Origin of the sequence: Telluribacter sp., from assembly GCF_035998675.1 — a bacterium.
GTDB lineage: Bacteria > Bacteroidota > Bacteroidia > Cytophagales > Spirosomataceae > Telluribacter.
On record NZ_DASYHI010000020.1, the window covers coordinates 29,527 to 51,227 of the forward strand.

At 49.6% G+C, this 21,701-nt stretch carries 14 protein-coding genes; 7 read left to right on the forward strand and 7 right to left on the reverse strand.

Translation table 11 applies throughout. From position 1 onward, the window contains the following. Positions 1-10: 10 nt before the first annotated feature. The 7 genes from VGN67_RS14275 to rpe all read right to left on the reverse strand — a co-directional run bounded on the left by VGN67_RS14275 (position 11) and on the right by rpe (position 11,848). Positions 11-1,135 carry an acyltransferase gene (locus tag VGN67_RS14275; protein WP_327487530.1) on the reverse strand — a complete coding sequence of 375 codons (1,125 nt, stop codon included), beginning with the start codon at positions 1,133-1,135 and terminating at the stop codon, positions 11-13. A gap of 8 nt (positions 1,136-1,143) precedes the next feature. Further along, complete coding sequence (locus VGN67_RS14280) at positions 1,144-2,838, reverse strand: hypothetical protein (protein ID WP_327487531.1); 1,695 nt, start codon at positions 2,836-2,838, stop codon at positions 1,144-1,146. Positions 2,839-3,222: 384 nt separating this feature from the next. Beyond that, positions 3,223-4,965, reverse strand: a complete 1,743-nt coding sequence (locus tag VGN67_RS14285) for a glycosyltransferase family 39 protein (RefSeq protein ID WP_327487532.1) — start codon at positions 4,963-4,965, stop codon at positions 3,223-3,225. Positions 4,966-5,055: 90 nt separating this feature from the next. Further along, complete coding sequence (locus VGN67_RS14290) at positions 5,056-7,095, reverse strand: OmpA family protein (RefSeq protein WP_327487533.1); 2,040 nt, start codon at positions 7,093-7,095, stop codon at positions 5,056-5,058. 123 nt (positions 7,096-7,218) lie between these two features. Then, positions 7,219-8,559 carry a DUF4038 domain-containing protein gene (locus tag VGN67_RS14295; RefSeq protein ID WP_327487534.1) on the reverse strand — a complete coding sequence of 447 codons (1,341 nt, stop codon included), beginning with the start codon at positions 8,557-8,559 and terminating at the stop codon, positions 7,219-7,221. 2 nt (positions 8,560-8,561) lie between these two features. Further along, positions 8,562-11,141: a M14 family zinc carboxypeptidase gene (locus VGN67_RS14300; protein WP_327487535.1), complete on the reverse strand. Its 2,580-nt coding sequence runs from the start codon at positions 11,139-11,141 to the stop codon at positions 8,562-8,564. A 47-nt stretch (positions 11,142-11,188) separates the two neighbouring features. Next, on the reverse strand, positions 11,189-11,848 hold the full coding sequence (rpe, locus tag VGN67_RS14305) for a ribulose-phosphate 3-epimerase (RefSeq protein WP_327487536.1): 660 nt from the start codon (positions 11,846-11,848) through the stop codon (positions 11,189-11,191). A gap of 128 nt (positions 11,849-11,976) precedes the next feature. Here rpe and ligA point away from each other — a divergent pair, with 128 nt between their 5' ends. The 7 genes from ligA to VGN67_RS14340 all read left to right on the forward strand — a co-directional run bounded on the left by ligA (position 11,977) and on the right by VGN67_RS14340 (position 21,568). Next, on the forward strand, positions 11,977-14,064 hold the full coding sequence (ligA, locus tag VGN67_RS14310; RefSeq protein ID WP_327487537.1) for an NAD-dependent DNA ligase LigA: 2,088 nt from the start codon (positions 11,977-11,979) through the stop codon (positions 14,062-14,064). A 73-nt stretch (positions 14,065-14,137) separates the two neighbouring features. Then, positions 14,138-15,028: a 4-hydroxy-tetrahydrodipicolinate synthase gene (gene dapA, locus VGN67_RS14315; protein WP_327487538.1), complete on the forward strand. Its 891-nt coding sequence runs from the start codon at positions 14,138-14,140 to the stop codon at positions 15,026-15,028. A 79-nt stretch (positions 15,029-15,107) separates the two neighbouring features. After that, positions 15,108-15,632 (forward strand): ABC transporter permease, encoded by a 525-nt coding sequence (locus tag VGN67_RS14320; RefSeq protein ID WP_327487539.1) that lies wholly within the window; start codon positions 15,108-15,110, stop codon positions 15,630-15,632. Between the two features lie 231 nt (positions 15,633-15,863). Continuing rightward, positions 15,864-16,661 (forward strand): class I SAM-dependent methyltransferase, encoded by a 798-nt coding sequence (locus VGN67_RS14325; RefSeq protein ID WP_327487540.1) that lies wholly within the window; start codon positions 15,864-15,866, stop codon positions 16,659-16,661. Positions 16,662-16,848: 187 nt separating this feature from the next. Next, positions 16,849-18,507 (forward strand): TldD/PmbA family protein, encoded by a 1,659-nt coding sequence (locus VGN67_RS14330; protein WP_327487541.1) that lies wholly within the window; start codon positions 16,849-16,851, stop codon positions 18,505-18,507. A gap of 24 nt (positions 18,508-18,531) precedes the next feature. After that, on the forward strand, positions 18,532-19,878 hold the full coding sequence (locus VGN67_RS14335; RefSeq protein ID WP_327487542.1) for a TldD/PmbA family protein: 1,347 nt from the start codon (positions 18,532-18,534) through the stop codon (positions 19,876-19,878). Positions 19,879-19,927: 49 nt separating this feature from the next. Then, positions 19,928-21,568 carry a TldD/PmbA family protein gene (locus tag VGN67_RS14340; RefSeq protein ID WP_327487543.1) on the forward strand — a complete coding sequence of 547 codons (1,641 nt, stop codon included), beginning with the start codon at positions 19,928-19,930 and terminating at the stop codon, positions 21,566-21,568. The last annotated feature ends 133 nt before the right edge of the window (positions 21,569-21,701 follow it).

Consider the following 21,701-nt stretch of genomic DNA (forward strand, 5'->3'; position numbering starts at 1 on the left):
CACCTACTATTTAGTAGGCATAGCGGTCCTTTAAGTTATTTATGGGTTTTTCAATAAAGTGCCACGAAAAGGCAGCAACCAAAGTTGTAAGCATAAAGAAAAAAACAATTTCAAAAGCAGTAACTCCTTTCAGGACAGGGATATACTGGTATATTTTGTTAAGCATGCGTATGGTTGGGTGCGTAGCTGTAATGTGAAAATGGTTATACACGAAATTGTGGTATACATACAGTCCATAACTGATTTTGCCCAGGTAGTTGCTGACCGAATTCTCAAGAAACCATTTCATACCACCTTCAAAGCCAAGTACTGCTTTTCCAATCAGGAAGGAGCAGAAGATAGAAGCAAAAAAGCGCTCCCACACATCATTGGCTACGTTATGAATGGTCCGCGGGTCCATAGCATCCACGTTGGTTTTTGACCAGCTTACAACGAGTATCCAAGATGCCAAACCCAACCAAATCCAGATTGTTTTACTAAATACCTTTTTAAACAGCTCAAACCGCTTCAGTTGCAGCCAGGCCATGAAGCCCCCCATGGCAAAGGAGTCCAGACAGGTTGGCATAGAAACGTAGTTTACAACCCACTCGTAGCCCTGGTAATAAAAATACATCCTGAGTAGTAAACTACAGACTGCCATCACCGCCAGGGAAGGTACCAGCCAGCGCCTCGGCAGGAAAAATATGAAAAACGGGAAGAATAGATAAAACTGTTCCTCCACGGCCAGAGACCAAAAATGGTCTATAACGCCCAGCCACTTTTGGTTCACGGCAATGTAGATGTTGGTGGCGTACAGAACACACCACCAGATCGTGTCGCGTACCGGCGGGACATCCAGTACATACAGGACAAAGATGGAGAGGTAGTATACCGGAAAAATGCGGAGCGTCCGGCGAATATAAAACTTCCGGAGGTACTTACCCAGGCCACCCGGCTGGCCTTCGGTTTTCTCCTTACTCACCATCAGAATCCGGGTAATCAGAAATCCACTAAGGACAAAGAAAAGAGTTACACCCAGCGGCCCCAGCGGGATTTTGTTTATTTCAGCGAGCCAGTGGTCTACCAGTACCAGGGCTACCGCTACGAATCGAAGTCCGTCAAGTTGAATTAAATAACCATTTGAAACTGTACGCATAGCTGGACTTACCAATTCTTCTGGATTATATCTTGTTTGACTGCCTTTGTGGTGATTGAATCCTTCCCGAAATAAATTCCAAGCTGCTCACCCTGCTTCCATACCAGGCCCACCGCGTATTTGTCCGCATCCAGCTCCGCAAAAGGTATATCTACCCCAAAGCCGGGGGCAAAGTACTGCTGATTTAGAAAAAGCTGTTTGCGGTTGGTGTTACGGGTCCGGTAGGTTGGGTACAGGTAGTATCGCTTCCGGGAGCTTAGTACCACATATACGCCGCTATCCTGCAACAGCTGACTGGAGTAATGGTCATTCCGTACCTGAATTGCATCGCTTTGAGTTTTAATATCGGTTTGCTTCCACAGTGGTACCAACCCCATGGTATTGCCGGCAAAGGATTGCCGGGAAGCCACGTTTAGCAGCGGAACCCAGCGGTCGTAAAAGACAGGGGTTTGAGCGACCAGATTAGCGACCCTGGAAGTATCCCGGTCGGGACTTAGGTCCCGGGTTAGGTAGGTCCAGTTGAACTTACTGGTGGTAAGGGAACGGCGCAGATTATAGGCATCCACCAGGTGGTAGTGGTAGCTGAAAATATTATACATCACCGTCAGAAACACAATCCCTGAAACATAGGGCGACAGAAAGCTACCCCTAATCGGTATAACGACGTACAGGTACCCGATAATCAGCAGCAGGAAAGAGTAAATTTTATACCGGCTGGTAATTAACGGGCCAATACCCAGGTCGGCGCGGGCATAGACAACGATGGCCGCAGTACCCATAATAAAAAGTAAAGTACCTAAACAGAATAAATCCGTAGCGCGCGCGCCCGGGTATTCATAATTATTAAGGATAAGCCGGATTACATTGGTAGAAATAATGGAAACCGCCACTAGAAACAGCACCGCTCCCATAATAATGCAAACCTGCAGGTGGTCCTGAACCGGGAATGCTTCCGCGAAGGAACCCAGAAAAGCCATATAGCCTTTCAGCATGTCCAACAGCCCCGCCCTGGAGGTATGGTTGGTAGGCGGCGAGGTGTAGCTGAAAAAGTAGAGGAAAGCATACAGCCCGCTCATGAACAGCCAAATCCCGAACCGGCTGCCTTTTTTGGATAAAAAAAGTACCAGTGCCCCAATGGGGAGTAAAAGCAGGCCGTTGCCGCTGGTAACTACCGTGAGCCCAGCCAAAAACAGCGAAACTATAAAGTACCCGAATTGCCGGGCAACACTCAGATATAAAACCCAAAGTACCAGTACCACTACTCCGAAGTTCTGGATGGAAGCCATGCCCCAATACATGTTTTCCCAGTTGGCCAGCGTAAGCCAGATAAACGGAATGGGAATCAGGGTATAAAAAGGCTTCCGGTTGCCCCTCAGAATAAGCCAGAATAATAAAATGGCGGCCAGTAACAGCAGGTTTCCGAGCAGCATCAGGTGCACGTAGTTGAGCGCGCCAAACAGTTGAAAGTCCAGGAGACCAACGAGCCGGGTTAGTAATATCCGGTGTTCATTGTGTTGCCTGGCCAAGGCTTCCCAGCGTTCGGTCCAGGTGGTAGCCTGGGAATAATCCAGCAGAAAAGCTTTTAGAATATGGTCATCCCATTTTGGAATATTGATGGCATAAAAATCGAATACCCAGAAATAAATAAAGATAGGTATCAGTATGGTTAGGCCAATCAGAATATGTAAAGCCTTACGAGGCATACGAAATGGGAAGATTCGTTAGGATAGAGGCAAAAAAGCGTTTAGACGGTTTTGAATGTAAAAAATTGCCGTAGGTACTGAAGAATGGACGGCAAGGTACTGTATGTGACATAGCTATTACTAAAGGAAGTACTTTACTTTTAAATTAGGCAGATATACAAACAGGACCTGAGAATTTTGCGGATTATTTTCATTTGGTAAGATTCTCCCCATCCAATTCTGCAACTAATCATCCTTTCAAATAAGAAGCCAAACCAAATCTGTTTCCGTATTGCTCAACCCGAAAAAAGGGTAAGTTGTTATTAAAACTCGAAATAAGGTGAAAAACAGCCCTTTTTTCAATACTGGATTTCCACAAAGGAAACAAGATTTTATTAAAATACCTTAGTACCGGTAAGTCAGGCCTTCAAAATCAAAAATCAGGGTCCGCCTGCCGTCTTGATGTTTAATAAAAACGCGGTCGGGTTCATCCATATCAATGCGCTGAATAATGGGCGCGTCCTTGGGCAGGTACAGGTTTATGTACTGCGCGTCAGTTATACCTTTGGTTCGCTCTTCTCCCACAACACCCGAGTACAGGCTGCTGTTTTGGGAAGGAATCAGGACGGTATCACCGGGGGTATAGAATTGGGTAATCCGGCTCGCCACCAGAGAGTACGGATTGGCTATACGTGGTTTGCCAAAGTAGGTGTACTTGGGCGATTTATCCTGGACGATATTCCGGTTGGTGCGGTACAAATTATACCCCTGCAGCAGCAGGAAAAGCACCGTAAGGAGCCTGATGGTAAAGCCCCGGCGAAAGGCTTCCCGCAACCCAATGGCGTAAATGATGATTACAAATGGGATACTGATTCCTATGTACCGTTGCGACAGGCTGGTTGTATGACCCGATTTGAAAGCATCGAAGATAATATAGGCCATAGGAATCAGGTACATCAGTACGGCCACCATCACCATTTTTAGGGCGCTGCTGTCCAGCAGGTAGTACTTTTCCCGCAGCCACCGGATAAAAAGCAGCAGGAAATAAAAGGAGAAAACCACCAGAAACAGGCCCACCTTGGAGCCGGTATAGAGGAAAACGAGAACTACTGTTAGCAAGAACGCCCCCAGGGCGTGCAGCAACCTGGCGTTGCGAATCCGGTCGGCCAGTAGAATCAGGAGCCCGAAAATCAGCAAGGCCAGGATAAAATTACGGATTCCCATGACCGAGTTGTACAGACCATTGGAGAGGGAATTCATATCAAAAAATATATCCACGACCTTGGTCGACACACTTTTGAAGTTGATGGGGTCTACTATACCCCGGAGCGGATTCTGGTCCTGGGGCAGGTGGGCAATTTTGTAATGCAAATCATTTTTATCCTTTAAGAATTTCAGGGAATACTGGCCTCCGCCGGCGGTTAGCCACCATACCAGCACCCCTATACTTGCCAGCCCGGCCAGGCTCATCATGACCCAGTTGCGGGCGCGACGCTCGTACAACAGGCAAATAACCGCGTGGGTAACCAGTACCAGGAAGTTGAGGTAATGGTTGAGTAAAGACAGCGAAGCCAGCAGGGTATAAAGTACTGCGTACAGAATTTTGCGGTTGGTACGCTGCTCCCTAAGGATCAGGAGAAAAACAAAGGAAGCCGCCACCACCAGAAAAAAGGAGAGGGTGTAGCTGCGGGCCATGTGGCTTTGGGCAACGTTGAGCGGCTCAACGGCCAGCAGCAGGGCCGCAAACAAGGCCGTAGTAGTGGACCGCAGGAAGTACCTGACCATGCCAAACAGCAGTACTATGGACAGGGTGTTGATCAGGGCACCAAACAAGCGTACATAAAAGTCAGAAAAGCCAAATATCTTGATCCACTGGTGTAGCAGCAGGTTGTAAACAATATGGGTACCAAAGTCGGAGCGGGCCACGGCGCCAAAAAAGTCTTCCAGTTTTTTTGGTTTCCAGAAATCCTGGGGGGTGAAGTAGGTATTGTAAAGAATTTCGGGTTGATTGGCTCCACCTACGCTTACTCCCTGAACATTCAGTAAAGTAAACTTTTCATCAACGTAAGGAGCAAACTTTCCCAGATTATAGGTTCTCAACAGCAGACCCAGGGCCACTATCAGGCACAAGGCAAGGTAACTTTTCATCAAGTTAGGTTTCTTTGTAAAATAGGTACACCTGTGAACGCAAAGGTAGCAGGCTATTCTTGATTCCCCCGTTTACGCCCGGGATTCTGCCTATATTTTCAATATGGTAAATTCAACGCGCCGGTTCCACTGACGGGTTTGCTCGGTCAGGTTGCTGGCGATGGGTTTGGCCGGGCCCCAGGCTTTGGTCTGGATTCGGGAATGCACTATTCCTTTTTTTATCAGGTACTTCTTCACTTCTATGACCCGGTCCTCCGACAGTTTAACGTTTTTCTGCCAGTCGCCCTGGTTGTCGGTATGGCCTTCCAGCAGGATTTCCATGGTAGGGTACTGGTTCATCATGGTCACGATCCGGTCCAGTTCCGGGTAGGAAGAATTGACCACATCAGCGCTACTTTGAGAAAACATGATCTGGTTCAGCCGGATACGCTGTCCTTCCTTGATGGGGATGAGCGAAATATTCTTTCTTATATTCCGGAAATTGGACTCGCGTGACAAATCTATCTCTTCCGTAACCGGAAAAAAGCCCTCCCGGCTGGCTGTAATCCGGTAAATTTCCTTGAGGGGTAAAATCAATTTAAAATCTCCGGTTTCGGGTTCAAACGAAATTTTATTCACCTCTTCGTTGGTACTTTTAATATCCGTTACAATCTGGGAACTGACCAGCGTATTGGTTTCAGAATCAGTTACATTGCCGGAGACAATCGCCACCGGTTCGGGCTTTATTTCAGGATATAACCTAATCCGGAAAATATCTTCTTGGCCCAGCGAATTTTCTACCGAACTGAAGTAAGCATAGTCACCTGCGGCGGGTATGGTAAAGTACCCGTCCCACTGGGAGGTATTGATGTTAGGTCCCAGGTTTTCGGGCTCCGACCAGTTAGTCCAGGTGTCGTCGAGGCGGCGCGAAATAAAAATATCACCATTGCCAAAGCCGCTGTGGCCGGCCGAGGTAAAGTACAGCGTTTTGTTGTCGGCAGCAATAATAGGTGAGCTTTCGGAGTCGGCGGTGTTAAGTACTGTGCCCATATTTTTCGGTTCCGACCAGGTGTCGTCCGAACGCAGAAACGACACGTACAGGTCTTTGCCCCCCTGGGTATCGCGGCGCTGCACGGATAGTAATAATACATTGCCCTTGGGCGAAAGCGCGTACTCCGTAATATTGGGCTTATGGTCATTGTAGTTGTTAATAATTCGCCATGCCTTGGGTAAACTCCATCCACCCTTGGTACGAAATGACTTGGACAAGCCATTCTCCAGCCGGCCATCGGGTAGGTAAACGTTCAGCAAATAAATTGTTTTTCCATCCGGAGAAATACCGCTAACAGCGTTATCACCGGGAGTATTTATGGGGGTATTGAGGTTTACGGCTTCCGTCCAGTTATTGTTATTATCCAGCGTCGACATCCACACATCCTGCGTTTCGGCGGTACCTACGTTGCCCGGATGCTTTCCTCGAGTAAAAAAAAGGGTTTTACCATCGGGCGAAATAACCGGTGCCATCTCCTGCCCTTTGCTGTTAATAGTTTTTCCTAAATTCTCCTTTACCAGGTCCTTGGGCGCATCAGGTGACACCCGAATGCTGGCTTTGATGGGAATAGTACCATCGGATATACCAATGGCGTCGATTTGGTTGTAACCCTGAACACGGCCGGGCTGAAGAACAACCTTAATGGCATTGGCAATCAGGCTGCTGTCTTTAGGAAAAATGGTGAAAAGCCGACCTGTTTCTTTGGTAGGAGGGGTGGGAGCAAATTCATATATAAGTACTTCCTTACCGGAAGGGTCAAATGCGAACACCTTATTGATAGCTCCCGGATTAAAATTTTCGGCAATTGCTACCTGGCGAAGCGGAATGGCTTTTTCAAAGCCCACCTTAATCCATTCTTCGGCGGCTCCGTTGGGTAAAGAAGGCGCCCAGGCGCAGGGGCTGTCTCCCACATCGGGCATTTTGTTGGGTTTATTAAGGACCTGCGTGGCCCGGTATTCCTGTCCGTAGGCTCCCGGTCGGTACTCGGAAGAATAACCCAGTATTTTGCTGGCCCATAGTACCTGCTGCCCTACCGCCTTTCCCTGAAGCGCCACTACTACGATGATAAGCTTTGTATACCTCTGTACTAGTCCGGTCATTCGCATAAATCTTGATTACAAAACAGCGGTATTTATAGATACCAATTTTTAGTTACAACGAAAGTAAAGATACACATACTATCGGGCAGGTACTTCGCCTTTTCCCGCCTACTACCTGAGTTTTTATTCCGGCGAATACCCGATAATCAGCACCCAGTCCCAGTCAGGATTCTCCGCCGGCGGTGCTATTTTCTGGTTGGGGCTGGCCGGAAAATGGGCTCCTGACCACCGCCTCCCCGTTCGGGGACTGTACCATACGGTTTTAAAATGGTCACCTTCCAGCTGGGTCAAATCTACCTCAATTTCTTTATTGGCAGGAATATACAAGGCGGCCATCCGTCGGTTGGGCAGGAAGCTGCTCGTAATGTAACCCTCGTTATTCCAATCTGTTTGTCCGCTCACCAAAAACGACAGACTGGTATCCGGCTGCATCAGGTTCCAGGGAATCCCCTTCACTATGGTCGAAAGTTTCTCCATGTTCTGAATACCTTCCTCCTTCATCTTCTGTTTCCAGCCTGCTGGAAAGTGAGCGACATTACTCCGGTAACAGTACCCCAATCCGCCTCCCAACAGGCTCCGGTAGGCCAGGTGCCGGGCCAGTAAAGCCGGACGAACCGGAGGCTCTTCCCCTGCCAGTTCTGCCAGCAAAAAGGGCCTTTTCGGGTACCGGCTAATTTCGGGAAAAGGTACCGGCCTACCAACTTCTGGTTGTTCAGTAGCTTCCGGGCCTGCTTTCTCAGCGAAATAAACCTTTATTAAATTAAAATCAAGGCCGGATGTACCAACGGTATCCCCGGCAGCCCCAACGGTAGGCGGGCTAATCAGGGAAATCAGTTGCCGGGGGGCGACTTTCCTCAGGGACTGAGCAAATTCTGTGGGTTGCAGTCCCTGCTGTTGCCAATCAGGCTGGGGGCCAACTATCCAGAAAATGTTGGGATGCGCTTTGAAACGCTGGCCCAGGTACTCGCTCATTTTTTTGAAATCCACTTTGTTTTTAGCGAGTTCCAACGAATCAGTTCCGGGAGGGGCAGGCCAGTTGACCACCAAACCAACCAACTGATTCTGGCTGGCGGCTACCTCCACTACTTTTTCAACATAGTCAAAGTAGGCGGGGTTGGGTTTGGAGAGGTCGCTACCCGCCAGAAAAGGTACCTTTCCTACCTTATTTTTTCCATCGGGCTGGGACGGGAACAGGTGAAAAAGGACGGTATTGAATGTTTGGCTCTTTCGCGTCTGCAGGTAAAAGCGGGTTTCTTCCAGAGTAAGTTTACTTAACAGGGGTAGGCAAACATCTGCCATCACCAGGAATGGCCGATTGGTCTTATCAAGCAGGTGGGTTTGGCTGGGTGCTACTGTTACGGGGAATGGCCCGGGTACCGGGGAAGTTTGTTTTGTACTCTGGGTTGTTCCGTTAAGTACTACTCCCAAAAAAAGTCCGCCAAGTATAAAAAGAGTTTTTTTCATACCTAATGCTGGGCTTGTTCAGAAGTACCGGTAACCGAAATTTTATTTCCCAGAAATACCGCGTTGAAAAACAGTTTGGAAGTACCAAACCAGGTACCCCGGAAATTCGGATTGTCAGCGAACAGGATAACCCGTCCGTTGCCCTGTTCCGAAACCAGCAAACCGGCCGAACCGGCTATGTTTTTCAGGTTTCGGGGGTGCACATAACCATTTTGCAGGGGTGATTTATCGTATTGAATGACCGTTGTGTAGGGACTTTTGGAAGGTTCGAGTAGGGTTTTGCTGTTGCGATAAAGCGCAATACTGCGGTTGGTGTAGCCAAACCCCAGGGGATGGGTGATGTCCAGGTCGGCTAAAAATATGGCTCCTCCCGTTAGGGTGGCTCCCTCGGCGGCTACCGCGTCTTCGTAGTTGAGGCGGGTTTTCTCCTGGGTATTTTCCTTGGGGTTCTCCCGGATTTTTTCGTCACTCAACTCGTTTTTTATGGCCCAGTCCGAAGCCGATTTAAAGGTAATTAAAGTACCACCCCGACTTACCCAGTCTTTGATTTTTTGGACCAGATTCCGGTCCGATGGGTACTGCCCGGTAACCATCACCAACACCGTGTAATGGTTCAAATCGACCCGGTGCAACTGGGACAGCTCAACTTTGGTGACGGGCATTCCCACGTAGGTATCCATCATGTACCATACTTCTCCCGCTTCGTAGGGGCTGGTACCTTGCCCTACGGGCATGAGTACTTTGGGTAAGGTAACGGTTTCAAAATTGTTACTGCCCAGGTCTACCCCGCTGTTGCTGTACCCGGTCCGGACGGCCTGGATTTTTACTCCGGTGTTCTTTACTATTTCGGTGAGTAGCCCGTGGAGCGAATCGGGGGAAATTTTCTGTGACGCCACCGGTACCAGGTAGGTGCCGTGGCTGAATGACTGCAGCCCTTCGGAGGTCTGAATACCAAACGGTTTAAATCCTACCTTGACCAGGACATTCTTTCTGAGGAGCTGATAAAGTACTTTGTGCGATAAAAAATCGGTGGCGGGTACCAGGTAAGCGTAGGTACTTTTTGGTACGACCGGGGGGACCGAAGTCGGCTCCGTGGGTCCGTAGGGTTTACCCGGTTTTACAGACGACGATTTTACTTCGACGAAGGGCAGGCCGTAGGCAAGGGGCATATTCCAGGCTGATGTATCATAGAAAAGACTATCAGGAAAGGTGGTTGGACGCTCAAAAATGGATTGTACCAGGCGGTACTGGGGCTGCGCCGTAGGTACAAACATGGTTTTCCCAGGCTGGAAAGTCTTCCCATCCTGCCGAATATCTGTCGTTATATCATAACACTGTATACGATGGGTAAGCAGGAATTCCTTAAAAAGGCGGGTACGGGTGTCGTCCCCGGAGGCTCCTACCAAGTACCCTTTGATGGCGCTTTTCTGTCCGGCGGTGACTGCAGAACTAAAAAACTCCCGCTGAAATTTTAATAGATTTTCGCGTTGGGCCAGGGAAGCTTTTAGGGTCGCAATGGCGTTGAGCAGCTGGTTACGGACCGCAAAAGAAAATGTCAACTCGCCATGCTGGCTAGTTTGAACGTGGCCGCGGGAGCTACCCTGCTCAAACAGGAAACCGATACCACCCATAATATCCGGGTAGGTTGAACCGTAACCCGGATACAGGTTGTCGAATGATTCTTTGGAATAGTATAAAGAACCTACCTCATTCATGGCCTCTTCAAAGTAGCGGGCAAAGGTATCGTTCAGATTCCGGTACAGGTAAACGGGTACCAGCGGGTTCTCGGCCGTTTGTTTGGTAGGTTCAAAAAAGTGGGTGGCCTGGGTTCCCATTTCATGATGGTCCGTCACTACGTTGGGGTACCACTGGTGGTAAAACTTCAACCGGTTTTTGCTTTCGGGATGTACCGCCAGGAGCCAGTCGCGATTCAGGTCAAACCAGTAGTGGTTCACGCGGCCACTGGGCCACACCTCGTGGTGTTCGCGGTCGTTAGGGTCGGCAACCAGTGGCGTTCCCTTGTGCATATTTACCCAGTTCACAAAGCGGTCACGGCCATCCGGATTTATCACCGGCTCCACAAATGTAACGGCGTTCTTCATCAGGTCAAGTACTTCGGGGTCTTCCCCGGCCGCCAGGTAGTAAGCAGTAAGCAGGGCTGCTTCTCCGCCGGAGGCTTCATTTCCATGAACATTATAGCCCAGCTGCATCACCACCGGCATGGAACCCGTACCGGGCATAGGCCGGGTTGGGTCAGCAAGCTCCAGGTGGCGAGTTCGGATTTCCTCCAGCCGGGACAGATTTTCCGGACTACTAAATACCACCATCAACTGCGGCCGGTACTCGTAGGTGCGGCCAATGGTCTGGTACCGGACCCGGTCAGACGTTTTACCCAGGTACTCAAAGTAGGCGACCAGCTGGTCGTATCGGGTATGGTGCGAACCAATAGGGTACCCCAGAAAAGCCTCGGGGGAAAGAATACCGGGGTTAAATTTCTTTTTGGGGAAGAAGTAGGCATTCTGGGCCGGCGCTGACAGCTGGCTAAACAGGAGGCAAAGCAGTACTATGTACTTTTTATTCATGGCAAGGTGAGGTAGGGGTTAGCGGATTTGCTACGCGGACAATTGCTTTATGCCATCGTAGTAGCTTTCTTTAATTCGGCAATAGTAGCCAGAGGATCATCGGCTTTAAACACAAAGCTACCCGCTACCAGCACATCCGCGCCCGCCCGGGTTAGTAAGGCCGCATTTTGGGTATTGACGCCACCGTCTACTTCAATAAGAAAGTCAAGGTCTCGTTCCTGGCGCATCCGGGCCAGTTTCTCAATTTTCCGGTAGGTGTTTTCAATGAATTTCTGACCTCCAAAGCCCGGGTTGACCGACATAATCAGGACTAGCGAAACGTCCGGCAAAATGTCCGACAGCAACTCCACGGGGGTGTGGGGGTTGAGGGCAATGCCCGGTAAGGCACCCAGTTCCCGGATGTGCTGCACGGTCCGGTGCAGGTGGGGACACGCTTCATAATGTACGGTAAGTATATGAGCGCCGGCCTTCCGGAAAGCTTCCAGGTACTGGTCCGGTTCCACGATCATCAGGTGTACATCCAGCGGTTTCCGGGCGTGCTTATGGGCGGCTTCGCACACGGGAAGGCCAAAGGAAATATTCGGAACAAACCGGCCATCCATGATATCAACGTGGATAAATTCCGCTTCGCTGCGGTTAATCATTTCAATATCGCGCTGGAGGTTGGCAAAGTCAGCGGCCAGAATAGATGGAGCAATGAAAGACATTGGTTGATGAATAAGTATCAGTATTTTTGAACGAAAATAGTCATTTCTTGGACGAATAGGACATTTATGTTAAGTATTTGCATCTTTCTTCCGGCCTAATGCCTTAAAATTCAAACCTCTATCCTTTTATGACTCCTGAGCAGCGAATTGTTGAATTAGTCGAAAAACTGAATTACTATAATTACCGGTACTACCAGGACAGTGTCTCAGAAATATCCGACCAGGCGTTTGATGGGTTGCTCAGGGAGCTTATTGAGCTGGAAAAACAGCATCCCGAACTCAAGCAGAACGACTCGCCCACGCAGCGGGTGGGAGGTACCATCAGCAAGGTATTCCCAACAGTTTACCACCGTTTTCCGATGCAGTCGCTGGATAATACCTACAATGAGCAGGAAATGCGGGACTTTGATGACCGGGTGCGGCGGGGGCTGAACGGCGAAACCTTTGAGTACATTTGTGAGCTGAAATTTGATGGAATTTCGCTGAGTTTTACCTACGAGAACGGAGTACTTCAGCGGGGTGTAACCCGGGGAGACGGTACCCGAGGCGACGACATTACCCATAATATAAAAACCATCCGTACCCTGCCGCTTCGGGTCCGGTCGGAGCAGCTGCCGCCGCTTTTTGAGGTACGGGGAGAAGGCTTTATGCCGTACAGTTCTTTTGAAAAGCTTAACGCGGACTTAGAGGCAACCGGCGAGCAACCCTTTGCCAATCCCCGGAATGCCGCCTCCGGCTCTTTTAAATTACAGGACTCCACCGAAACGGCGCGCCGCTGTCTGGATTGTTACATTTATTCCTTTCTGAGCGAGGAAGGCCAATTCGAAACCCACGAAGACAGCCTGCTGGCCCTGAAAAAGTGGGGTTTTAACGTGTCGCCGGGTTGGAAAAAATGCCAGGATATTGAAGAAGTACTTCACTATATTCATGAATGGGAAGAAAAGCGTTTTCAGCTACCTTTGGCCACGGATGGCATTGTGGTGAAAGTAAATTCTTACCCGCAGCAACAGGAACTGGGAAGTACGGCCAAGAGCCCGCGCTGGGCCATTTCATTCAAATACAAAGCCGAAAATAAACCGGCGGTACTGCGGTCGGTGGTGTTTCAGGTGGGGCGCACCGGAGCGGTCACGCCGGTAGCCAATCTGTCGGCGGAGGCCGAGCGTTCCAAACCTTACGATAAAGTACGGGGGGTACATCTGTCGGGTACTTACGTCAAAAGAGCAACCCTCCACAACGCCAACGAACTGGAACGGCTGGACCTGCACATTGGGGATACGGTGTTCGTGGAAAAAAGCGGTGAAATCATTCCAAAAATAACCGGCGTGGATACCAGCCAACGGGGTTTATTTACAACGGAACCTATACAATTCCCCACTTCCTGCCCCGAATGCGGGACCGGGCTTATCCGGAGAGAAGGCGAAGCCGCACATTATTGTCCCAATGATAGGGCTTGCCCGCCGCAGCTAAAAGGGAAAATTGAGCATTTTATTCACCGTAAGGCCATGAATATTGAGAGCCTGGGGGAAGGAAAAATAGAGCTGCTGTTTGATAAAAACCTGCTCCGCTCACCCGCCGACCTTTACGACCTTACCTACGATACCCTACTTGGTCTGGAAAAGGTCATTGAAAACGAAGAAACCGGAAAAACCAAAAAAATAAGTTTCCGGGAAAAGACCGTAGAAAATATCCTGAAAGGGATTGAAAGCTCCAAATCAGTACCTTTCAAAAATCTGGTGTTTGCCCTGGGTATCAGGTACGTAGGAGCCACGGTGGCCGAAAAGCTGGCCACTTACTTCCGTACTATGGAAGCGCTGCAACAGGCCAGTTATGAGCAATTACTGGCAGTCCCGGAAATCGGGGACCGCATAGCCCGGACCGTGGTAGAATATTTTGGCGAGTCCGAAAACCAGGAGTTTGTGGAACGGCTCCGCCAGGCCGGCCTGACCTTCCGGACCGACGACCAGCCGGTGGAGGTGGAAAGTACCGTACTGGAAGGCAAAAGCTTTGTCATTTCGGGGGTATTCGAGCATTTTGAGCGTGACGAACTAAAAGATAAAATAGAAGCGAACGGCGGCAAGGTACTTAGCGGTGTTTCAGGAAAATTGAACTACCTGCTGGCCGGAGATAATATGGGACCATCTAAGCTGGACAAAGCCCGAAAACTGGGCGTCACTATCCTTTCGGAAGAAGAATTCCTGCGAATGTTGGAAATCTGAAACAGAAAGTTCGGCAAGGTCTTTACCTTTGCACTTTCAATTCAACCTTTTACCAAATTAATTACAATCTGACATGGCGTTGGACGAGCGTTTTAAAGGAGTTGGAGTGGCCCTGGTTACTCCGCTTGACTCAAGCTTCAATATAGATTTCGACGGGTTAAAAAAACTAATAGATTTTGTGTCGGAAGGGGGAGTGGATTACCTGGTGGTACAGGGTACTACCGGCGAAACCGCTACCACCACCACCGACGAGAAAAAAGCATTGCTGGATTTTGTGAAAAAGAATAATCTAAAGGGATTACCGATCATTTACGGTTGCGGGGGAAATAACACGCAAACAGTACTTGATACTATTAAGAATTTGGATTTCGAGGGTATTGACGCCATCCTGTCGGTGTGTCCGTACTACAACAAGCCTTCGCAGGCGGGGATAATTGCCCACTTTAAGGCGATTGCCGATGCCTCACCGGTACCCGTAATTTTATACAACGTACCCGGACGTACGGTAGTGAACATGAAGGCGGAAACGGTACTTGAGCTGGCCGGTCACCCCAACATTATTGGACTTAAGGACGCCTGCTCTTCCATGGAGCAGTACATGGAGATTGCCTGGAAGGCCCCGAAGGATTTTCTCCTGTTGTCGGGTGATGATAACCTGGTTACGCCCATGATTAGTATTGGCTGGCACGGGGTTATTTCGGTGGTGGCCAACGCGTTTCCCCGCGAGTTTGGGGCGATGACCTGGCACGCCCTCGAAGGACGTTTTGCCGAGGCGGCAGCCTTACAATTCTCGTTTCTGGATTTCGACCATTTGCTGTACGTAGAAGCCAATCCGGTAGGAATCAAGAAATGTCTGGAAATAAAAGAGATTTGTAGTTCGGAGGTGCGTCTGCCCCTGGTAAAGGCCTCTGATGAACTGGGAAATGCGTTGGAATCAGCCATGAAAAGAGAAGGATTCCTGTAAAAAAACAGGAATTTATTTCCGGCCAGTTCCTGAAATCGTTAATTTACTCGTCCGTTTTTAACCCATAATCATTCCTACTATGAAAAAACTACTACCCTTGTTTTGTCTTTTCCTGAGTACTGCTTCTTTTGGTCAGGCTTTTCTGGAGGTACCCGAAGACAAGCCAACGAATGACAACGGCATTGAATATTCCTACGCTATTACCAACGAGCGCGAGGAAAGCGATTACGCCCGCTATGAGGTGAGTATATTCGCCCGGAACAACAGTGGCTGCCAGCTCATATACCTCCAGCGCAACGATTTGTCCACGCTATTTGAGGGAGACCCTTCGGCTATTGCCCGGTTTGAATGCCTCAACGCCTCCGGCAAAAGACTTACCTCCAAAGGCGCTAACCTAAAAGCGCGTCAATTTTATGTACCCTACCGTCAGCCCGAAAAAAATGCCGAAGGCAAAACCGTATACCGGAATGTGAACGTACCCGCCGGCTACCTGTTGCGCAATGGGGAGAGCGTTACCAATACCCTGATTGTGATAGTACCTAAGGGCGAGCGCCCCCGGTTCAAATGCCGGATTCAGCGCTTCTCCGAATTAACCGCGGACTAAGCAGATATTCTATTGTATAAGAAAATTAATCAAAAAGGAGGGTACGCCGGTGGTGTATCCTCCTTTTGTTTAAAGGCAAAAATTCAATCTTCTTTTGACATATATACGAAAGAGTAGTAGTTTCACAGCGCTTCCCGCTTAGTTGGGATTTTCCTCCTCGTCTATATAAACTGAAATTGTATTTAGTCTTAACAACACAACAATTCAACTTATTTAAACGAGCTTCTATTTATGAAAACAATGGTTCAGGATCTTACCCTTTACCTGGGGGTACTTCGCCGGGTGGGTTATACCATGACGGTAGGTATGATGAAGGGAAATGAACGTGAAAAGCTCCATCAGCTTTACCAGTTTTATTCCAAAAAAACTAATGGAGAGGATATTACCCCCGAAGATCCGTACATACTTCCCAAAACCGACGTTTTTGAACTTCTTCATAACGATATAGCCAAATACGAAGGGGTCTATGAGTGCGGATTTGGACATACCACCGAGTTTGAACTGAAGGTGATCAGTAATCTGGTAAAGGAACTTCAGCCCAAAACTATATTTGAGATAGGTACTTTTCAGGGGCGAACAACCCTGAACCTGGCGCTCAATTCGGGTGAAGATACTAAAATAGTGACGCTTGATTTGCCCGAGGATAATCTGGATGAAGCCAAATATAAGGTGGAGGAGGGAGAGGTACGGTATATAAAGAAGAGCCGTTCCGGTGAGCGTTTTCTGGAACATCCGCTCCGCTCAAAAATCACGCAGGTATTCGGCGATTCGGCCACCTTTGACTTTTCGCCCTACCGCAAGTCCATGGATTTGATTTTTATTGACGGTTCTCATGCTTATGACTACGTAGTAAATGATACCCTCAAGGCACTGGAAATGGTGCGGCCCGGCGGGGTTATTCTTTGGCATGACTACACCAACTGGGAAGGAGTGCGAAGAGCTTTGAATGAATTTTTCCAGGGTGACGCCCGCTTTAAGAAACTCAAACACATTGGGGGGACCAGTATTGCCTTACTGGAAACCAAATAGGCGACCTTTGTAACTTAAATATCCTTTGTAAACCCTCCCTATTTTTTACTACTGTTTAATTTAATTAAACCATAACCTTTCGCATTTACCTTTAATATCTTTCTTCTTTCGTGCCAATGTAATAAGTTTGGTTAAAGTGGAGTTACTTCCTTGATCTAACCTAAAAACCCTAAGAAATTTTTCTTGCATGAACAGAAGAGAGTTTATCCACCTATCCGGCTTCGGAATGGGTGCCTTCCTTATTCCTTCTGCTTTACAGGCTGGCGTTCCCGTGCTGGGGGCGTCAGTGGCTGCTGAGCAGTTGCTGGAACCGGGAGTGGATGTGGCCACGAAGAAAAAAATGGCTGACATTGCGCTGAATGCCGCTAAATCAAAAGGAGCCAGCTATACTGATGTCCGGATTGGCCGGTACCTGCAACAGTACCTCTTTACCCGCGAAACCCAGGTTCAGAACGTTGTCAACGCCGAATCGTACGGTGTTGGAATCCGGGTGATAGCCAATGGTACCTGGGGGTTTTCAGCTACCAGCGACGTTACCCCCGAAGGTATTGCCAAATGCGCCGAAACCGCCGTCGCCATCGCCAAAGCTAATTCCAAAATTCAACAGGAGCCGGTCCAGCTGGCTCCCCAGAAAGGGGTAGGAGAGGTAAGCTGGAAAACCCCGCTGACTAAGAATGCCTTCGAAATTCCGGTAAAGGAAAAGATTGACCTCCTGATGAAGGTAAACAGCGAGGCCCTGAAAAACGGCGCAGGCTTCGTTACTTCCAACCTGTTTTTTATAAACGAGCAAAAGTACTTCGCCTCTACCGACGGCTCCTACATTGATCAGGATGTACACCGAATCTGGCCAACCTTTACCGTAACGGCCATCGACAAAGCGGCCGGGAAGTTCAAAACCCGCGACGCCCTCAGCTCACCCATGGGCATGGGTTACGAGTACCTGGATGGCGTGGCTTCTGAAAAAATACCCGGCCCCAACGGACTGGTAGGCTACCGCTACTCATACGATATGGTCGAAGATGCTGGGCTGGCCGCCCGTCAGGCCAAAGAAAAGCTTACGGCCAAATCGGTTCAGGCCGGCAAGTATGACCTGGTACTTGACCCGAACCACCTGGGTCTAACCATTCACGAGTCGGTGGGGCACCCCCTGGAACTGGACCGGGTACTGGGCTACGAGGCCAACTATGCGGGTACCAGTTTTGCGACCCTGGACAAATGGAAATCCAAAAACTTCAACTACGGCAGTAAACTGGTAAACATTGTCGCCGACAAAACCCAGCCCCATACCCTTGGTGCCGTGGGCTACGACGACGAAGGAGTACCTACCAAAGAGTGGAACCTGATAAAAGATGGAATACTGGTTAACTATCAGGCTATCCGGGACCAGGCGGTTATTATTGGTGAAAAAGAATCGCACGGGTGCTGCTACGCCGACGACTGGAGTACTATTCAGTTTCAGCGGATGCCCAACGTGTCCCTGCGGCCCGGTACCGAAAAGCGTAGCGTGCAGGACATGATTAAAGGCGTCGAGAAAGGTATTTACATCATTGGCCGCGGCTCTTACTCCATTGACCAGCAGCGATACAATTTTCAGTTTGGCGGACAGCTATTCTACGAAATCAAAAACGGAGAAATAGTAGGAATGCTCGATGATGTGGCTTACCAGTCCAATACTCAGGAATTCTGGAACTCCTGTACGCAACTCTGTGACCAGGACGACTACCGTACCTTCGGCTCCTTCTTTGACGGAAAGGGGCAACCCTCGCAGGTCAGTGCCGTGTCGCACGGAAGTTCCACCACCCGCTTCAACGGCGTGAATGTGATCAATACCGGAAGAAAAATATAACCATCCTTAAAAGCGACCATCAACATGGCCATATTGACCCAAGAAGAAGCAAAAAAAATAATTGACAAGGTATTGAGCTACGCCAAAGCCGACGAGACCTCGGTAAGCCTGACGGGCGGACGTACCGGTAATATCCGTTATGCGCGTAACTCGGTTTCCACGAGCGGGGAAAGCAATAACCTGGCGCTGGCGGTAACCTCGGTTTTCGGAAAGCGTTCGGGTACGGCGACCATCAATGAACTGGACGATGCCTCCCTGGAAAAAACCGTAAGACGGTCCGAAGAAATTGCCCGTCTGGCACCCGAAAACCCCGAATATATGCCCATGCTAGGGCCTCAGAAGTACCTGACTACCAATCCTTACTCCGAAAACACCGCCCGCATCGACCCGGACTACCGGGCGCAGGCGGCCTTCAACAGCCTTGACCCCTGCCGGAAAAAGAACCTCACCGCTGCAGGGTACCTGGAAGACACCACGGGGTTTTCGGCCCTTGGCAACAGCAAAGGCCTGGTAGCCTATAACCGGGCTACCTCGGTAGATTTCACGATTACCGTTCGTACCGCCGATGGCCTGGGCTCAGGCTATGCCATTCGGGATGTAACGGATGTTTCAAAATTGAATACCAAAGAAGCCACCGAGATTGCCATGCAAAAAGCGCTGGCCTCGGTCAACGCCAGGGCGCTGGAACCGGGTAAATACACCGTGATTCTGGAACCCGCCGCTTCGGTAGACTTACTTCAGAATATGATGGGTAGCATGGACGGACGTAATGCGGACGAGGGACGGAGCTTCCTGAGTAAGCGGGGAGGCGGTACCCGGCTTGGTGAAAAACTGTTCGACGAGCGCGTGACAATTTATTCAGACCCTACGAATCCCGAAATTCCAACCTCGGCCTACGGCGGAGGCGGCGGTGGCCGTTTTGGGGGCGGAGCCGATGGTCGTCCGCAGGAAAAAGTAACCTGGGTGGAGAATGGAGTGGTCAAAAACATGTACTACTCGCGCTACTGGGCCGATAAGATAGGAGTGGCGGCTACCCCACCCCCGGCGGCGGTGATTATGTCGGGTGGTACCCAGTCCCTGGCGGAAATGATTAAAGGTACTGAAAAGGGCATTCTGGTCACGCGCCTGTGGTACATCCGGGCGGTGGACCCCCAGACGCTCCTGTACACCGGCCTTACCCGCGACGGTACTTTCTACATCGAGAACGGGCAGATTAAATTTCCGGTAAAGAATTTCCGCTTCAACGAAAGTCCGGTGATTATGCTTAATAATCTTGAAGCTATGGGTAAGCCCGTCCGGATTGGCGGTAACCTCATTCCTCCCCTGAAGATTCGGGACTTTACCTTCTCAAGCCTTTCCGACGCGGTATAGGTACCAGATTTTCTAATCGACAATTCGTCAACCCAAAACTAAAAAGAATTTGAACCGCCGAGAATTTAATCAACTAATGGGCCTGAGCGCAGCTGGTCTGATGATGCCCTCCCTGCCCGCCTTTTCCCACGCCGTTTCTCCGGAAGCCCTGCTGGATAACTACGTTGGTGTAGCCACCAAAAAACGTCTGGCCGATGCCGGACTCAATGCAGCAAAGGCTAAAGGAGCCACCTATTCCGACGTACGGATTGGCCGTTACCTGAACCAGTTTGTATTGACCCGTGAGAACAAAGTATTAGGCATTGTGAATACAGTGTCGTACGGCGTAGGAATCCGGGTGCTGGTAAATGGTTGCTGGGGCTTTGCGGCCGTGGCTGATCCCAAAGATGAAACTATCGTGGCCCGATGCGCCGAAACCGCCGTATCCATTGCGAAGGCCAACGCCCGCCTTCAAACGGAGCCGGTACAGTTAGCTCCCCAGAAAGGCTACGGCGAGGTGAGTTGGAAAGCGCCCATCAAACAGAACGCCTTTGAAGTACCCATTAAAGACAAGGTAGATTTGCTACTTTCGGCCAATGCGCTGGCTATGCAAAACGGGGCCAATTTTGTTAATTCGGTTCTCTTCATGGTCAACGAGCAGAAGTACTTTGCTTCTACGGATGGTACCTACGCCGACCAGGATATTCACCGCATCGGACCAAATTTTACAGTTACCGCCGTTGACTCCAAAAACGGTAAGTTTTCTACCCGAAACTCCCTAAGCTCACCGATGGGTATGGGCTATGACTACCTGCAGACCAACCCGGCTGATAAAGTGGGGGGGATTACGACCCGCTATAAAATGGGGTATGACATGCTGGAAGACATTACCGCTGCCGCCCGACAAGCCAAAGAAAAAGTCTCGGCCAAGTCGGTGGAGGCGGGTAAGTACGACCTCGTGCTGGACCCTTCGCACCTGTGGCTTACTATTCACGAGTCGGTGGGGCACCCGCTGGAACTGGATCGGGTACTGGGCTACGAAGCCAATTATGCCGGTACCTCCTTTGTTACCCTCGATAAGCTACAGTCCAAAAACTTTGCGTATGGCAGCAAGGAGGTAAATTTGGTAGCGGATAAAACGCAGGTTGGTTCACTGGGTGCGGTGGGTTACGACGACGAGGGAGTTGGAACCAAGAAATGGGATCTGGTGCGGGATGGGGTTCTGGTCAACTACCAGGCTATCCGGGACCAGGTACATATTCTGGGCGAAAAAGAATCGCACGGCTGCTGTTACGCTGATAACTGGAGTTCGGTGCAGTTTCAACGGATGCCCAACGTTTCACTGGAAGCCGGAAAAACGCCCCTTTCGGTTCAGGAAATGATTAAAGACGTCAAGAAGGGTATCTATATCATTGGCGACGGTTCCTTCTCCATTGATCAGCAGCGCTACAACTTCCAGTTTGGCGGGCAGCTTTTCTACGAAATCAGGAACGGGGAAATAGTTGGTATGCTCAAAGATGTAGCGTATCAGGCCAACACCCGGGAATTCTGGAATTCCTGTGCTGCGGTATGTGACCAAAGCGATTACCGCCTGGGAGGTGCCTTCAACGACGGCAAAGGCCAACCTTCGCAGTCAAGCGCGGTGTCACACGGTAGCGCTACGACTCGTTTTAACGGCGTTAACGTCATCAATACGGCCCGCAATATCTGATTTTTTAACTCTATAAGTATTTACTATTGCTTTCCCTCAAAAGGAGAATGAAAGCAATAGTAAATATCCGAAAACAGTTGCAGCGGGTAAACTCGTAGCTCCCTGCCTTTTATCCCTGAAAACGGCTACATAT

Bases quoted from the DNA above. Each gene is read 5' to 3' on its own strand.
- VGN67_RS14295 (WP_327487534.1), bottom strand. From the start codon at position 8,559: ATGAAAAAAACTCTTTTTATACTTGGCGGACTTTTTTTGGGAGTAGTA.
- VGN67_RS14285 (WP_327487532.1), bottom strand. From the start codon at position 4,965: ATGAAAAGTTACCTTGCCTTGTGCCTGATAGTGGCCCTGGGTCTGCTG.
- rpe (WP_327487536.1), bottom strand. From the start codon at position 11,848: ATGTCTTTCATTGCTCCATCTATTCTGGCCGCTGACTTTGCCAACCTC.
- ligA (WP_327487537.1), top strand. From the start codon at position 11,977: ATGACTCCTGAGCAGCGAATTGTTGAATTAGTCGAAAAACTGAATTAC.
- dapA (WP_327487538.1), top strand. From the start codon at position 14,138: ATGGCGTTGGACGAGCGTTTTAAAGGAGTTGGAGTGGCCCTGGTTACT.
- VGN67_RS14280 (WP_327487531.1), bottom strand. From the start codon at position 2,838: ATGCCTCGTAAGGCTTTACATATTCTGATTGGCCTAACCATACTGATA.
- VGN67_RS14275 (WP_327487530.1), bottom strand. From the start codon at position 1,135: ATGCGTACAGTTTCAAATGGTTATTTAATTCAACTTGACGGACTTCGA.
- VGN67_RS14325 (WP_327487540.1), top strand. From the start codon at position 15,864: ATGAAAACAATGGTTCAGGATCTTACCCTTTACCTGGGGGTACTTCGC.
- VGN67_RS14335 (WP_327487542.1), top strand. From the start codon at position 18,532: ATGGCCATATTGACCCAAGAAGAAGCAAAAAAAATAATTGACAAGGTA.
- VGN67_RS14300 (WP_327487535.1), bottom strand. From the start codon at position 11,141: ATGAATAAAAAGTACATAGTACTGCTTTGCCTCCTGTTTAGCCAGCTG.
- VGN67_RS14290 (WP_327487533.1), bottom strand. From the start codon at position 7,095: ATGACCGGACTAGTACAGAGGTATACAAAGCTTATCATCGTAGTAGTG.
- VGN67_RS14330 (WP_327487541.1), top strand. From the start codon at position 16,849: ATGAACAGAAGAGAGTTTATCCACCTATCCGGCTTCGGAATGGGTGCC.
- VGN67_RS14320 (WP_327487539.1), top strand. From the start codon at position 15,108: ATGAAAAAACTACTACCCTTGTTTTGTCTTTTCCTGAGTACTGCTTCT.